We start from the raw sequence: 15,263 nt of genomic DNA, 5'->3' as shown, positions 1-15,263 counted from the left end.
ACATGCATCACAAAGGCGGGTTTCCTATTGGAAACGCCGGAAACGGACACATATTCCGCCGGTCCGAGTTATAATGTTGCGCTATGAAACCCGAATACCGCCTGCACTACGCCCCCGACAACGCCTCGCTGGTCATCCGGCTGGTGCTGGAGGAGCTTGGCCAGCCCTATGAAACCGTCTTGGTCGACCGCCGGGCAGAAGCGCAGAACAGCCCCGAATACCGGGCGCTGAACCCGAACGGGCTGATCCCGGTGCTGGAAACCCCGGACGGCCCGGTGTTTGAGACCGCAGCCATCCTTCTGTGGCTCTCCGAACGCCATGGTGCCTTGGCACCGCAGCCCGGCAGCCCGGACCGCGCCGCTTTCCTGAAATGGCTGTTCTTTGCCTCTAACACGCTGCACGCCGACCTGCGGATGCTGTTTTATCCCAAGAAATACATCGGCGCCGATCCGGCCCAGCAGGCTCAGCTGCAAAAGGTGCTGCGCCAGCGGCTGCACACCCATCTGAGCAGCCTTGACCATGCCGCCGCCGCCCGCCCCGTCTGGTTCGGCGCGCCGCATCCTTCGGTGCTGGACTATTACCTGGCTTGCCAGATGCGCTGGATGGCGCTCTATCCCGCACAGGCCGACAAATCCTGGTTCACCCTGGCCCATTACCCCAGCCTGCAGCGCCTCTGCGCCGCGCTGGAACACCGCCCCGCTGTTGCCGTGGCCCGCGAGGCCGAGGGCCTCGGCGCCACCCCGTTTACATCCCCGGCCTACGCCAATCCCCCAGAAGGATCAGCCACCTAATGTTCCTCTCCGTCTTCGACATGTTCAAAGTGGGCATCGGCCCGTCGTCCTCGCACACCATGGGCCCGATGGTCGCCGCCGCGCGCTTCCTCGACATGATGCGCGCCTCGCCCTTTGAATTCCACGGGTTGCGCGCCTCGCTGCACGGCTCGCTCGCCTTCACCGGCGTCGGCCACGCCACCGACCGCGCCACCATCCTCGGCCTCGGCGGCTTTGTCGCCCATGACTATGACGACGGAAAGGCCGAGGCTTTCCTGGCGGAGCTGAACAAGACCCATACCATGCACCCCGAGGGGCTGGGCGAATTGCACTTCGACCCCAAGGCCGACATGATCTTCGACTATGATCACGCGCTGCCGGGCCATTCCAACGGCATGATCCTGATGGCCACGGATGCCCAGGGCGACGTGATCCTGAAACAGGTGTTCTACTCGATCGGCGGTGGCTTTGTCGTGACCGAGGAAGAACTGGCCGCAGGCAAGGCCACCGACGAAGGCGATCCCGTCCCCTACCCGTTCAAATCCGCGGCCGAAATGCTGGAGATGGCCAAATCCAGCGGCAAATCCATTGCCGGCATGAAACGCGCCAACGAGATCGCCCGCGGCTGCGAGGACAGCCTCGCCAAGGGCACCGCCCGCATCTGGCAGGTGATGAACGACTGCATCAACCGCGGGCTGGAGCGCGACGGCATCCTGCCTGGCGGCCTCAAGGTGCGCAGGCGTGCCAAGGGCATCTATGACGCGCTGATGGCCGAACGCGGCATGAACCTGACCGCGCCGCACACCATCAACGACTGGATGAGCGTCTATGCGATGGCGGTGAACGAGGAAAACGCGGCCGGCGGCCAGGTTGTGACCGCGCCGACCAACGGCGCCGCTGGCACCCTGCCCGCAGTGATCCGCTACTACCTCGACCATGTGCCGGGTGCCTCGGAAAGCCATGTCGAGGACTTCCTGCTGACCGCCGCCGCCATTGCCGGCCTGGTGAAATACAACGCGTCTATCTCGGGCGCTGAGGCCGGCTGCCAGGCTGAGGTCGGCTCGGCGTCGGCAATGTCCGCCGCCGGCCTCTGCGCGGTGATGGGCGGCACGCCCGAGCAGGTGGAAAACGCTGCCGAGATCGCGCTGGAGCATCACCTGGGCATGACCTGCGACCCGGTCAAAGGGCTGGTTCAGGTGCCCTGCATCGAACGCAACGGCCTGGCGGCAATCAAGGCGGTCTCCGCTGCCTCCCTCGCCCTGCGCGGTGACGGCCAGCACTTCGTGCCGCTGGACGCCTGCATTGAGACCATGCGCCAGACCGGCGCCGACATGCATGACAAATACAAGGAAACCTCGCTCGGCGGCCTCGCCGTGAACGTGCCGAACTGCTGAGGTTCAAATCTCAGACTGCCGCTGCCGGAACGACCAAACACAGGTTCGCGCCCGGCACCGAGGGTGGGCGTTTCGCGCCCGCCCTGGGGGCGGGGACGGGCGCGAACCGGGCCCCAAACGGCCCGGGGTCTATGTCCACAAATTGTCTCGCCTTCAACCGCACCTTGTAAGTTTCCCCCGCCCCGCCTAGCGTGGCGCCATGACACAGGACCGCCCCCTCCTCGGCATCGCCCTGATGCTGGGCTTCTGCGTGACCATCCCGGTCTGCGACGCCATCGCCAAGCTGCTGGGCGCCCATATCCCCGTCGGGCAGATGGTCTTTGCCCGCTTCGGCTTTCAGGCGGGCCTGCTGATCCCCTTTGCCCTGCTGCTGGGCTACTCCCTGAAGATGCCGCGCCATGTTCTGCCCTATGTTCTGCTGCGCACCCTGCTGCAGATGGGCGGTGTCGGCGCCATGTTCACCGCCTTTAAATACCTGCCGCTGGCCGATGCGGTGGCAATCGCCTTTGTCATGCCCTTCATCATGCTGCTCCTGGGCAAATACGTGCTGAACGAACAAGTCGGCCTGCGCCGCCTCGGCGCCTGCGTGGTCGGCTTCACCGGCACCCTGCTGGTCATTCAGCCCAGCTTTGCCGCGGTCGGCTGGAACGCGCTTTGGCCGGTGCTGGTGGCGGTGATCTTTGCCCTCTTCATGCTGGTCACCCGCAAAATCGCCAAGCAGACCGAGCCGGTCTCGCTGCAGGCGGTCTCCGGCCTGCTCGCCAGCCTGTTCATGCTGCCGCTCCTGTGGTTCGGCGACTCGGCTGGCCTAGAGGGTCTCAACCTCAACGCCCCGCCCAGCCATACATGGTGGCTGCTGGCCGCCACCGGCGTGCTGGGCACTATCGCGCATCTTCTGATGACCTGGAGCCTGCGCTATGCCCCCACCGCAACGCTGGCCTCGATGCAATACCTGGAAATCCCGGTGGCGGTGTTCTTCGGCTGGCTGATCTTCTCCGAACTGCCGAACACCTTGGCGGCCTTCGGCATCCTCCTGACCATCAGCGCGGGGCTTTACGCGGTGCTGCGCGAACGCAAGGCCTCGGAAACCGAAGAACGCATCAATCCCGCCTGAGATCTAGCGGTCCAGCCGCACCGCCCCCAGCACATCCGCCAGCAGCCGCCGCGGCACGATCACCAAAAGGCCAGGCCCCTCCGGCTCCAGCCGCACCAGCCCCAGCGCCCGGTTCGAGGTGCCGATCCGCCCCATCGGCGACATCCGCAGGCCTTCAATCGGCCATTCCAGCCCTTCGGACCGCCCGCTGACCGCCTGCATTGGAAACAGCGAAATCACTTCCCCCGCCCTTGCCGGCAGCGCAACCGCATGGGTCAGATGAAAGATCACCTCCGTCTCCCCCACCAGCACGCAAGGGCTGTCATGCCCCTGCACCAGCGTGTTAAAGGCCGCCAGCTGATGGTCCACCCGCGCGCCCAGAAACCCCACCGCCAGCACCGCCGGCGCCGCCACCATCCGCAGCGCCTTGTCGAAGTCGGTGCTGTCCTGCTCGGCCACCGGATGCAGGCTCTCTGCCGGCAGCTGCGCCCGCACATCCTCCGCCAGCGAGTCGAAATCCCCGATCACCGCCCGCGGCACATGCCCCGCCGCCAGCGCCGCCGCCGCGCCGCCATCCGCCGCCGCCAGCACCGGCGCCAGCGTTAGCGCCGCCTCCAGATCGCCAGCAGCCAGCGCACCGCCGCCCACCAGGGTGATTGGTTCCGATACATCAACAATCTTCGCGTTCATGGGCGCAATTCCTGCCAGTTTTGGAAACAGGTCACAATGTGAACACAAAATGATACGATCAATTGCACGGATTCGAGCAAAATTGGTCCTTCCAGCCTTTATGGTGAATGGCAACGTATGTGGCGAAGACGAGCGAGCTGATGGTACATAACAACAAAGTCTTGACCGTATCCTATGGAACCTTTTCCTGCACATTGGAAGGGTTTGAGGATTCCTTCGGCACGATGAAGGCGATTGCCGAGTATTTCCGCGACCTTGCCGCGGATGACCGCTACTTCGGCGCCGAGCCGCCGCAGCCCGATGCAGACACGCTGGCCCGCATCGCCCAGCGCGAGATTGCCCGCCAGGTCGAGGCCCGCACCAGCGAGGGCGGCATCCACCTGCGTGCGGCCACCCCGGCGCTTGGCGCCGCTGCTGCCGAAGCCCCCGCACCGGCCCCGGCCCCGGCGCCCGCTCCGGCTCCGGCCCCTGCCGCAGAACCGGTTGCCGAACAGCCCGCGCCCGCTCCTGCCCCGGCAGAGGCTCCAGCCGCCGAAGCTGAAGCCGTGGAAGCCGAAGAAGAGACCATTGCCGAAGAGACCGCCGCCGCAGACGTGATTGCCGCCGAAACCTCCCAAGCCGCGGCTGAGGCCGCCGCCGAAGAAGCCCGGGCCGCAGCAGCAGAAATTGAAGACGCGGCGGAAGAAGTGGAAGCAGAGCAAGCCGAAGCCGAAGCCGAAGCCGAAGCCGAAGCCGAAGCCGAAGCCGAAGCCGAAGCCGAAGCCGAAGCCGAAGCCGAAGCCGAAGCCGAAGAAGCCATCGCAGCTGTGCTGGGAACCGCAAGCGAAGAAGAGCCGGCCCCCGCCGTTGAATTGCTGGAAGTCACCGAGGCAGAGGCCGAAGCGGACGAACCCCAGCCCGTTGCGGAACCGGCCGAAGCCGCAGAAGACACCGCCCCCGCCGCCGACAGCATCGCCGCCAAGCTGCAGCGCATCCGCGCCGTGGTCGCCCAGGCGCCTGAGGAAGACTTCAGCGAAGACGAACATGCCGACGACGTGCTGGAGTCCGCTGCCGAAGACATCTCCAGCGCGCTGCAGGCAGACGCCGATGACGGTGCTCCGGATTTCGACGACGAAGGCGACGATGAAATCGCTAAGGCGCTGGACCGCCTGGACCTGAATGCGCAGGACGCCGCTGAGGAAGGCTCCGTTCCGCTGTCCGGTCTTGGCGACCCGGATCAGGCCTTTGACGACAGCCTGTTCGTCAATCTGCAGGCAGATGCAGCGGCCGGTGCGGATGAAGGCCTGAACCTGGATGAGGACGGGGACGAGGACCGCAGCTCTGACAATCTGCTGTCGGAAGACGCCGCAGAACAGACCGCAGCAGAACCGGAAGAAACCCCCGTTCCGCGCGTGCGGATCACCAAAGTCAAGCGTGCCGATTTTGAGAAGGCCATCGCCTCCGGCCGCCTGCAGGAAGCCGCCCCAGCCGCAGAACCGGACACGGCACTCTCAGAGGAGGACGAAGCCGACCTGATGCGGGAACTGGCCGAGGTCGAGGCTGAGATCCTGGCCGCCTCCGAACTGCAGGAGGCGGATGACGCCCCGGAAGCAGAGGCCGTGGCAGAGGCCGAGGCCCCGCAGGCAGAACCCTACCAGCCGGCCGCGGCAAGCCTGGACGACAGCGATGTCTCCCGCCTGATGGACGCCGCCGACCAACGGCTCGAGGATCCGGAAACCGCCTCCTCCCTCGAGGCCTACAGCCAGCTGCGCGCGGCCGTTGCCGCCACCAAGGCCGACGGCGGCGCTGGCGGCACCGCAGGCGCCGACGGCGCCCAGCCCTACCGCGAGGATCTGGCCAGCGTGGTGCGCCCGCGCCGCCCGGAACCGCGCCAGGCCGCCTCCGAACGCCCGGCTGCCGCACAGCCCCGCCCCGCCCCGCTCAAGCTGGTGGCGGCGCAGCGCATCGACGAAGGCAGCGCGCCGCAGCAGCCGGTGCGCCCGCGCCGGGTCTCCGCCGCAGTCCTGGAGGATGAGGCCGCCGGCTCCGGCAGCGGTTTTGCCTCCTATGCCGCCGAACGCGGCGCCGCAGAGCTGCACGAGCTGCTGGAAGCCGCCGCCGCCTATATGAGCTTTGTCGAAGGCCGCGACCACTTCTCGCGCCCGCAGCTGATGAGCAAGGTGCGCAGCGCCGGCGGCGATGAGTTCAACCGCGAGGACGGGCTGCGCTCCTTCGGGCAGCTCTTGCGCGACGGCAAGATCGAACGCTCCGGCAACGGCCAGTTCACCGCTTCCGGCGACATCGGCTTCAAGCCCAAGCGCGCCGCGGGCTGAGCAGCCCGAAAGACCAATAGAAAAAGGCGGCCCCTGCGAGGCCGCCTTTTTATTTTTCAGACCGGATCCTGTTTCATCTGGCCAAAAATATCCCGGGGTGAATTGACCGTCAGGTCAAGAGGGGCAGCGCCCCTCTCTTTACTGATTCCCGGCGTCCGGGTCTTCCTTGCCGACACCGCGGAACACAAACTTGAACGGCAGCACCCAGACAATGCCCAGGGCCACATAGACGATCAGCTCCAGCCACAGCGGCGGCCGGTCGAGCCAGTTCAGCACCGTGACCGCCGCCACGATATAGACCGGCATCCCGATCAGCAGGATCACCAGGGCCCAGCGCCGCCGGGCCTTGTAGCTCAGGCCCTTGCTCTCAGCCATCAGTCAGCGAACGGGTCGGTCACCAGGATGGTGTCGTCCCGCTCCGGGCTGGTGGACAGCAATGCGACCGGGCAGTCGATCAGCTCTTCCACGCGCTTGACGTATTTGATGGCATTGGCCGGCAGATCGTTCCAGCTGCGCGCGCCTTCGGTCGACTCGCTCCAGCCCGGCATTTCCTCGTAGACCGGCTTGCAGCGGGCTTGGCTGTCGGCGGCGGTCGGCAGGTAGTCCAGCATCTCACCGTCCAGCTCATAGCCGGTGCAGATCTTCAGGGTCTCAAACCCGTCCAGCACGTCCAGCTTGGTCAGGCAGATGCCCTTGATGCCCGAGGTGGCGCAGGTCTGGCGCACCAGCGCGGCGTCGAACCAGCCGCAGCGGCGCTGGCGGCCGGTGGTGGTGCCAAACTCATGGCCGCGCTCGCCCAGCCGCGCGCCATCCGCATCCGGCTTGCCTTCCGCGTCCAGCAACTCGGTCGGGAACGGGCCTTCGCCGACGCGGGTGGTATAGGCCTTGACGATGCCCAGAACGTAATCGATCGAGCCCGGGCCGATGCCCACGCCGGTCGCCGCCTGGCCTGCAATCACGTTCGAGGAGGTCACAAACGGGTAAGTGCCGAAATCAATGTCCAGCAGGGCGCCTTGCGCGCCTTCAAACAGGATCCGCTTGCCCGCCTTGCGCTTCTCGTTCAGCACCTTCCAGACCGGCGCCGCATAGGGCAGGATCTTCGGTGCAATCTCTTTCAGCTGCTCGATCAGCGCATCGCGGTCGATGGGATCGACGCCCAGCCCCTTGCGCAGCGGATCATGGTGCTGCAGCGCCCGGTCAACACGCGCAATCAGGGTCGCCTCATCAGCCAGATCGGCCACGCGGACCGCCCGGCGGCCCACCTTGTCCTCATAGGCCGGGCCGATGCCGCGGCCGGTGGTGCCGATCTTGGTGCCCTTACTGGCCGCTTCCTCGCGCGCCCGGTCCAGCTCGCCATGCAGCGGCAGGATCAGCGGCGTGTTCTCGGCGATCATCAGCGTCTCAGGCGTGATCTCAACCCCCTGCGCGCGGACCGTTTCGATTTCCTTCAGCAGATGCCAGGGATCCAGCACCACGCCATTGCCGATGACGCTCAGCTTGCCGCCGCGCACCACACCCGAAGGCAGCGCGTGCAGCTTGTAGACCTTGCCGTCAATGACCAGCGTGTGGCCGGCGTTATGGCCGCCCTGGAAGCGCGCGATCACGTCCGCGCGCTCGCTCAGCCAATCCACGATCTTGCCTTTACCCTCGTCGCCCCACTGGGCGCCGACTACGACGACATTGGCCATATCCGGTCCTTTACAGTCTGGTTCAAACCCACGCTCATATAGCGATGCTGCGCAGGCAGGGGAACCGCAAATTCGCCGCAGAAGAAGGCTTAGCCAAGGTTTTCGCCCAATCGCAGAGGGCTGCACCTGCCTGGGCGGGCGCGAATGCGCCTGCCGTCGTGCTGGAAGCACGCCATAGGCGTGACGGGCAGGCAGGCGCAGCCCGGCGGCGCTGCGCGCCTTGATCCCGGGCGGAAAAACCTCCCCGCCCGGGGTCACGCCGCAGACGACGGGCGAGCGCCTGCCAACCCTTTGCAGATAGGGGGGTATCATTTGAAAAAATTGGAGCTAATTCTTAAGGCGCTACACTGTGTGAATGGGAACTTCCCTTGCCATATTGTCACGCTGTCAGCTACGCTTTGTCTACACTCTCGTGTTGTTAAAGTTGTTTTGGGGGTAACTAGATGTTTTCCTCATGCGGACGGTTCATACTAACTGCACTTGTTATTGTCCTACCGGGTGCAAGTCTTGCGGATTGGCAAGTCCTAGGGGCTGTAAGTGTTACGGATTGTGGATTTACTGGCATTCTCTGTAGCATTGAAAAAGCTGATGCGGTTATTTCAGGGGGTACTGTGTACGCCTTGCCAAGTACTTTGTCATCCGTTGACCAAGGACCGCGAAACGTTGGGCAGACAGGTCAATGTGAGTCAACACTGGGAGTTTTCCAGAGATTCGCTAAGTATATTGGCGGCGATAGAGGGTTGCCATCCAGCTATGAGGAACTGGGTGAGCGTACCGGCGTGTTTAAGTGTAAGCGTATCAACTAAGGGATTGTATTCTTATTGCCTTACCTATCCATCAAGCCCTCCTGAAAGAAGGTGTTGCGCACCCGGCGCACGGTGCCTTCACGCGATCCTCATATCCCTCTGCCATGCTGCCGGAAGATCGCGATCCCCCAGCCATGGTTCCCGCGCGCGGGGCCATGATACGAGGCGCAGGCATCTGTGAGGCTGCCTGCGCGACACCCGGAGACCGGCCCTGATAAAAAGGGGGTCGTCCAGGAAATCCTGTCCGAGCAGGCCCCCCGTGGGGTCTGTCCACCTCCACCCCGGCGGCGCCGCCCCCTTAACTGGGACACAGCGCTACACTGAAGCGAACGAAACACCAGACACGAAAAAGAAAAACCGCCCCGGCCCCAATCGGCCCCGGCGGCCAAAGCTGCGCGCGCTAGCCCCGCAGCCGCACCGGCGCGCCATGCGGGGTGCTCAGATACGCCTCCTCCCAGCGGCTGCGCATCACCTCCGCCTCCGCCCGGCTGGCCGCGCCGTCCTCGGCCAGAAACACCTCCAGCGTCTCCAGCCAGGCGCGGAAGTAATCCTCGCCGCCGTCCAGCTCCCGGCTCAACCCATGGCGTTTCAAGGTGGCCGAAAACCGCTCCACCCACTCGCTCCAGCTGAACCGCCCGGCCTCGTTCAGATGCACCGTCAGCGCAAAGACCTGCGCGTGCCAGGGTTCGGCAAAGACCGGTTCCGGCGCTGCAACCTCAGGACATCCCCTCATAGCGGCTCCAGGTAACTCTGCCACAGGTCCAGCACCACTTCGTCTTCCGGGTGCTCAGGATGCGCCCATAAGGCGCTGGCATGAAAGCGCACCGCATAAAGCGGCTCCGGCGCCTCGCCCAGCCCGTGGGCGCTGCTGTCGGGAAACACATGGGTGCCATGCAGCCGCAGGATATAGCCCTGCGCGCCGGCGGCATAGGCAGGCAGCCTTGTGTGGCCGCCCTCCACCAAGGCGTTGCCCTGCGGCAGCCGCGCCCGCACCGCCTGGCCCGGATGGAACCGCGGCGCCGGCCCGCCGTCGCGGTCCGCAGGCCCGCCCTTGGCCAGCGCAGCGGCAACATTCTCAGCCTTCAAGGCCCGCTCGGCCAGCGCATGCAGCCCGGCAGCGCCCTTGCCCTGCAGGTCCTCGTGCGTCAGCACGCCCTTTTCGACCAGCAGATCCGCCAGCGCCGAGATCCACTTCTCATAGTAGGAAAACCGTGTGTAATCCTTGGGCGAAAGCCGCTCCCGCGCGTGCCGCGAGGTGTCGATGTTCCACTGCCCCAGCGCGCCGCAGGCCAGCGTCACTGCCAGGGCGCGGGCGTGCCAGTCCTCAGCAAAGACCGGCGCGCCCTCCGCTTCCGGCACCACCGGCCCGTCACCGAATCGCCCGCCCATGTCATGCACCCGGGTCATGCCGGCGCCTCCCCCGGCACCTTTGCCAGGCCGGTGCCGATCATGCTGTCACGGGTGACAAGGGCGGCCAATTCATCCTCACTGAAGCCTTCCGTGCCCCCGGGCCGCATCGGCAGCACCAGATAGCGGACCTCCGCCGTCGAATCCCAGACCCTTACCGCGGTCCCGTCAGGCAGGGTCACGCCGAAATCCGCCAGCACCTTGCGCGGCTCGCGCACCGCGCGGGCGCGGTAGGCGTCGGATTTATACCAGCCCGGCGGAATGCCCAGCAGCGGCCACGGGTAGCAGCTGCACAGGGTGCAGACGACCATATTGTGCTGCTGGGCTGTGTTCTCCACCACCACCATATGCTCGCCCTGGCGCCCGTAATACCCCAGCGCCGCCAGCACCGGATCGGCATCCGCCAGCAAGGCCGCCTTGAACTCAGGATCGCTCCAGGCCTTGGCCACTACCCTTGCGCCGTTCTGCGGTCCGATCCTGTTCTGATAAGTGTCGATGATCTCCTCCAGCGCGGCCGGATCAATCAGGCCCTTCTGAGTGAGAATCGTCTCCAGCGCCTTGACCCGCAGGGCAGGATCGGGCGGCAGCAGGGCGTGCGGGTGGTCGGGATGATCATGAGGCATAGCCCATGCTGCGCCGCTGCGGACGGCCCTGTCCAGTCATGTTTCATGATGCTGCATATCACGTTGCGTGACGTTCAGGGCAGCTTCCCCGCCGCGCCTGCAACTCCGCCCTTGCCCCCCCGGTCAATCTTGCCTATTTACCGCCCGATACTCAGCCAACCGCCGCAGGGACCCATGGAAAACGTTGTTCTCATCATCCATCTTCTTCTGGCTCTCGGCCTGATTGCCGTGGTTCTGCTGCAGCGCTCCGAAGGCGGCGGCCTGGGCATGGGCGGCGGCGGCGGCGGCGCGATCTCCGGCCGCGCGGCGGCAACCGCGCTCAGCAAGGTGACCTGGCTGCTGGCCATTGCCTTCATCTGCACCTCGATCACCCTGACCATCATGGCCGCGCAGAAATCCGCAGGCGCCTCGGTCACCGACCGCCTGGCCGTGCCGCAGGCTGAGGGCGACGCCCCTGCCGCACCGGCGCTGGGCAGCGATCTCCTGCCGCCCTCCGAAGGCGACAACGCACCGCTGGTTCCCAGCGCAGACTGATCCACTACACCTTGAGAGGGTTATAGGGACCGCAACAGCATCTTGCGGTTCCCTTGCACTTTTTGTGCGAATCCTTTATATATGAAGTCCCGTGATGCAGCGGTTTTTGATCCCGAAATCGAAACCGCCGGGCAGCTGAAATCTGACTTCTCACGGGGGCAGCCGAACACTTATGGCGCGTTTTATCTTTATCACTGGCGGTGTTGTTTCATCCCTGGGCAAGGGCCTGGCCTCCGCCGCATTGGGTGCCCTTCTGCAGGCGCGGGGCTACTCGGTCCGGCTGCGCAAGCTGGACCCCTATCTGAACGTCGACCCGGGCACGATGAGCCCGTTTGAGCACGGCGAAGTCTTCGTCACCGACGACGGCGCCGAGACCGACCTGGACCTGGGCCACTACGAACGCTTCACCGGCGTTCCTGCGCGCAAGACCGACTCGATCTCCTCGGGCCGCATCTACACCAACGTGCTGGAGAAGGAGCGCCGCGGCGACTACCTCGGCAAGACCATCCAGGTCATTCCGCACGTTACCAATGAAATCAAGGACTTCATCTCCATCGGCGAGGATGAGGTCGACTTCATGCTGTGCGAGATCGGCGGCACCGTCGGCGACATCGAGGGCCTGCCCTTCTTCGAGGCGATCCGCCAGTTCGCCCAGGACAAGCCGCGCGGCGAATGCATCTTCATGCACCTGACGCTGCTGCCCTATATCAAGGCCTCCGGCGAGCTGAAGACCAAGCCGACACAGCACTCGGTGAAGGAGCTGCGCTCCATCGGCCTGGCCCCCGACATCCTGGTCTGCCGCTCGGAAGGGCCGATCCCGGCCAAGGAACGCGAGAAGCTGGCGCTGTTCTGCAACGTGCGCGCCGACAGCGTGATTGCCGCGCAGGATCTGAAATCCATCTACGAGGCGCCGCTGGCCTATCACCGCGAAGGCCTCGACCAGGCGGTGCTGGATGCCTTTGGCATTGCCCCCGCTCCGAAGCCGAACCTGGAACGCTGGGAAGATGTGGCCGACCGCATCTACAACCCCGAGGGCGAAGTGCGGGTGGCCATCGTTGGCAAATACACCCAATTGGAAGACGCCTATAAATCCATCGCCGAGGCGCTGACCCACGGCGGCATGTCGAACCGGGTCAAGGTCAAGATCGAGTGGGTCGACGCAGAGCTGTTCGACAAGGAAGACGCCGCCCCCTACCTGCAGGGCTACCACGCGATTCTGGTGCCCGGCGGCTTTGGCGAGCGCGGCACCGAGGGCAAGATCAAGGCGGCGCAATACGCGCGTGAAAACAAGGTGCCGTATCTCGGCATCTGCCTCGGCATGCAGATGGCGGTGATCGAGGCTGCGCGCAACGTTGCGGGCATCTCCGAGGCGGGCTCCGAGGAGTTCGACCACGAGGCCGGCAAGAAACGTTTCGAGCCTGTTGTCTATCACCTCAAGGAATGGGTGCAGGGCAATATGACCGTGGAGCGCAAAGTGGGCGACGACAAGGGCGGCACCATGCGCTTGGGCGCCTATGATGCAACCCTGGCCGAGGGTTCCAAAGTCGCGGATGTCTATGGCAGCACCCATATCGAGGAGCGCCACCGCCACCGCTATGAGGTCGACACCAAATACCGCGAGCAGCTGGAATCCTGCGGCCTCAGCTTCTCCGGCATGTCGCCGGACGGCCGCCTGCCGGAGATCGTCGAGTGGACCGACCACCCGTGGTTCATCGGCGTGCAGTTCCACCCGGAGCTGAAGTCCAAACCCTTCGCGCCGCATCCGCTGTTCGACGATTTTGTCCGCGCCGCCAAGGACGCCTCGCGGCTGGTGTAATCCCCCGCAGGCGGGGCTCTCCCGCCCGTCCCGGATCAATCAAAGACTGATCCATCCCGGTTGGGCCCGGCGCCGCTGTGCGGCGCTGGGAGAAGACAGAAAAAGGCGGGCCGCCGGCCCGCCTTTTGCATTTTGATTGAATGTTTTTTGCCCGGTTCAGAAGCCGTGCATCCGCTTGGCCCATTGATAGGCCACCACCAGCCCCTTCATCCGCGGCAGCATGATCAGCGAGGCGCCCACCGTGATCACTGACATGAGAATCGCCAGGGTCCAGGGGTCCGGGCGCAACTGCATGTAGATGATGTGCAGCGCAAAGCCGAGGATATGGCCCACCACCAGGATGGTCAGATAGGCCGGCCCGTCGTCGGCGCGCTGATGGTGCAGCTCCTGGCCGCATTTGGAACAGCCGTCATTCACTTTCAGATAGCTGTGCAGCAGCTTGCCTTCGCCGCAGTTCGGGCAGCGCAGCCGCAGCCCTTTCCACAATGCGGGCTTCAGCTCCCGCTGGGTCTCTTCCAGCACATCCGCTTGGGTCATCGCACGTCTCCTTGGATCTGCGGGCCTGATAGCGTGATTCTTGGATTGAATGCAAACAATATGCGATCATTGATGTTGCATTTACGGGGTGCCTCAGGCATTGAACCAATCATTCACGACACAAAGGCGCCAACCGGAGACCCGCCTATGAAACAATGGACCCCCGCCCGGCTGGAGGGCGCCCGGCCCCGCTATTTGGAGCTGGCCGACGCGATCAAATCCGACATTGACGAAGGCGTGCTGTGCCCCGGCGACCGGCTGCCGCCGCAACGCCGGGTGGCGCAGGATCTGGGGGTGGATTTCTCCACCGTGTCGCGGGGATACGCGGAGGCGGTGCGGCGCGGCTATATCGAGAGCTTCGTCGGCCGCGGCACCTTTGTGAAAGCGCTGGATGCGCTGCCGGAACGCCCTGATCCGCGCCGGGCGCTGGAAGAAGACCCGATGATGAACATGCCGCCGGAACCAGAGGATCCGGCGCTCATGGCGCGGATGCGGCAGGGGCTGGAGCATGTCTCGGCCAATCTGCAGCCGCTGCTGCGCTATCAATCGGTGACCGGCAGCCCGCAGGACCGCGCCATTGCGGCCCAGTGGTTGCAGGCCAACGGGCTGCATTGCGCGGCGGACCGGCTGGTGATCACCCCCGGCGCCCATGCCAGCCTTTATGCGGTCCTGACGGTTCTGGGCGAGCCGGGCGCGACGGTCCTGTGCGAAGATGTGACCTATCCCGGGCTGCGCTCCATCGCGGCGCGGCTGGGGATCCGGCTGATCGGGCTGGCAGGCGACAAGGACGGCATCCTGCCCGGCGAACTGGAGAAGGCTATCACCGGCGACTGGCCGGCCGCGCTCTACCTCAACCCGACGCTTCAGAACCCGACCACCCGGACCATCCCCGCCAAGCGGCGCCAGGAGATTGCCGCGGTGCTGCAGAAACACGATCTGCCGCTGATTGAGGATGACGCTTATTGCTTTGTCGACAATGGCGCGCCTGCGGCAATCAGCAGCCTGATCCCGGACCTGGGCTGGCATATTGCCGGCCTCTCCAAATGCTTCGGCGCCGGGCTGCGGCTGGCCTATACCACGGTGCCAAAACGGGCGCTGCTGGGGCAGTTCAGCCAGGCGCTGCGGTCAATGCATGTGATGGTATCGCCCCTCAACCTGGCGCTCTTGGGCCGCTGGATCGAGGACGGCACCGCTGCGGAGATCCAGCGGTTCATCCGCAAGGCGGCAGCAGAACGGCAAGCGCTGGCGGCGGCGGTGCTGCAGGAGTGTTTCATTGACAGCGATCCGCTGGCCTTCAACCTGTGGCTGACCCTGCCGCGGGGCACCAGCCGGGCCGAGGTGATGGGCCGCATGGCAGGCCGTCAGATCGGCATCATGCCGAGCGATGCCTTCACGGTTTCGGGCCTGCCGCAGGAAGCGGTGCGGGTCTGCCTGGGCGGGCCGATCGGGCTGGAGGAGCTGCGCGAGGATCTGCTGGCACTGAATGATGCGGTGACGCGCAAGGACTGGCTGGGGTGACTGTCTGCAATCCCAAGCGCTTGGCTTTGAGGGTCGGACCGGCAATTTCCCCGCTGCATTCTGTTGCCCTTTGGT

Annotated in this window: 14 protein-coding genes; 7 read left to right on the top strand and 7 right to left on the bottom strand. The window is 65.2% G+C overall.

Features of this window, described 5'->3' with window-relative positions; genetic code table 11:
- The first annotated feature begins 83 nt into the window (after window positions 1-83).
- From ACXAHG_RS11085 to ACXAHG_RS11075, 3 genes are all read left to right on the top strand, one after another.
- The gene (locus tag ACXAHG_RS11085) at window positions 84-791 is read left to right on the top strand and encodes a glutathione S-transferase family protein (protein ID WP_475057252.1); all 708 of its coding nucleotides are present in this window, start codon (window positions 84-86) and stop codon (window positions 789-791) included.
- Window positions 791-2,164, top strand: a complete 1,374-nt coding sequence (locus tag ACXAHG_RS11080; RefSeq protein ID WP_475057250.1) for an L-serine ammonia-lyase — start codon at window positions 791-793, stop codon at window positions 2,162-2,164. Before ACXAHG_RS11085 ends, ACXAHG_RS11080 begins: the two co-directional genes overlap by 1 nt.
- Window positions 2,165-2,363: 199 nt before the next feature.
- Window positions 2,364-3,278: a DMT family transporter gene (locus ACXAHG_RS11075; protein ID WP_475042105.1), complete on the top strand. Its 915-nt coding sequence runs from the start codon at window positions 2,364-2,366 to the stop codon at window positions 3,276-3,278.
- A 3-nt stretch (window positions 3,279-3,281) separates the two neighbouring features.
- Here ACXAHG_RS11075 and ACXAHG_RS11070 read toward each other — a convergent pair whose 3' ends face one another.
- Complete coding sequence (locus ACXAHG_RS11070) at window positions 3,282-3,947, bottom strand: thiamine diphosphokinase (RefSeq protein ID WP_475057248.1); 666 nt, start codon at window positions 3,945-3,947, stop codon at window positions 3,282-3,284.
- Between the two features lie 119 nt (window positions 3,948-4,066).
- Here ACXAHG_RS11070 and ACXAHG_RS11065 point away from each other — a divergent pair, with 119 nt between their 5' ends.
- On the top strand, window positions 4,067-6,259 hold the full coding sequence (locus ACXAHG_RS11065; RefSeq protein WP_475057247.1) for a chemotaxis protein CheA: 2,193 nt from the start codon (window positions 4,067-4,069) through the stop codon (window positions 6,257-6,259).
- 138 nt (window positions 6,260-6,397) lie between these two features.
- Here the strand turns inward: ACXAHG_RS11065 and ACXAHG_RS11060 are convergent, their stop codons facing one another.
- The 5 genes from ACXAHG_RS11060 to nthA all read right to left on the bottom strand — a co-directional run bounded on the left by ACXAHG_RS11060 (window position 6,398) and on the right by nthA (window position 10,783).
- Window positions 6,398-6,634, bottom strand: coding sequence for a DUF2842 domain-containing protein (locus ACXAHG_RS11060; RefSeq protein WP_475042101.1), 237 nt, complete (start codon window positions 6,632-6,634; stop codon window positions 6,398-6,400).
- Window positions 6,634-7,947, bottom strand: a complete 1,314-nt coding sequence (locus ACXAHG_RS11055; protein WP_475057245.1) for an adenylosuccinate synthase — start codon at window positions 7,945-7,947, stop codon at window positions 6,634-6,636. The genes ACXAHG_RS11060 and ACXAHG_RS11055 overlap by 1 nt, the downstream gene beginning before the upstream one ends.
- A gap of 1,206 nt (window positions 7,948-9,153) precedes the next feature.
- Entirely contained in the window at window positions 9,154-9,486 is a 333-nt protein-coding gene (locus ACXAHG_RS11050; protein WP_475057243.1) for a nitrile hydratase accessory protein, read from the bottom strand.
- On the bottom strand, window positions 9,483-10,160 hold the full coding sequence (nthB, locus tag ACXAHG_RS11045) for a nitrile hydratase subunit beta (RefSeq protein WP_475057241.1): 678 nt from the start codon (window positions 10,158-10,160) through the stop codon (window positions 9,483-9,485). The genes ACXAHG_RS11050 and nthB overlap by 4 nt, the downstream gene beginning before the upstream one ends.
- Complete coding sequence (nthA, locus tag ACXAHG_RS11040) at window positions 10,157-10,783, bottom strand: nitrile hydratase subunit alpha (protein ID WP_475057240.1); 627 nt, start codon at window positions 10,781-10,783, stop codon at window positions 10,157-10,159. Before nthA ends, nthB begins: the two co-directional genes overlap by 4 nt.
- 174 nt (window positions 10,784-10,957) lie before the next feature.
- Between nthA and secG the strand changes: the two genes are divergently transcribed.
- Together secG and ACXAHG_RS11030 are read left to right on the top strand one after the other, a co-directional pair.
- On the top strand, window positions 10,958-11,317 hold the full coding sequence (gene secG / locus ACXAHG_RS11035; protein WP_475042091.1) for a preprotein translocase subunit SecG: 360 nt from the start codon (window positions 10,958-10,960) through the stop codon (window positions 11,315-11,317).
- A gap of 172 nt (window positions 11,318-11,489) precedes the next feature.
- Window positions 11,490-13,133 (top strand): CTP synthase, encoded by a 1,644-nt coding sequence (locus ACXAHG_RS11030; protein ID WP_475057238.1) that lies wholly within the window; start codon window positions 11,490-11,492, stop codon window positions 13,131-13,133.
- 156 nt (window positions 13,134-13,289) lie between these two features.
- Here the strand turns inward: ACXAHG_RS11030 and ACXAHG_RS11025 are convergent, their stop codons facing one another.
- Complete coding sequence (locus tag ACXAHG_RS11025) at window positions 13,290-13,670, bottom strand: DUF983 domain-containing protein (protein WP_475042089.1); 381 nt, start codon at window positions 13,668-13,670, stop codon at window positions 13,290-13,292.
- A gap of 147 nt (window positions 13,671-13,817) precedes the next feature.
- Between ACXAHG_RS11025 and ACXAHG_RS11020 the strand changes: the two genes are divergently transcribed.
- Complete coding sequence (locus ACXAHG_RS11020) at window positions 13,818-15,188, top strand: aminotransferase-like domain-containing protein (protein WP_475057237.1); 1,371 nt, start codon at window positions 13,818-13,820, stop codon at window positions 15,186-15,188.
- The last annotated feature ends 75 nt before the right edge of the window (window positions 15,189-15,263 follow it).

It is taken from the genome of Leisingera sp. ABD4_442 (assembly GCF_056160905.1).
Note: the sequence above shows the minus strand (reverse complement) of the source record. Positions and strands in the feature narration are given on the sequence as shown.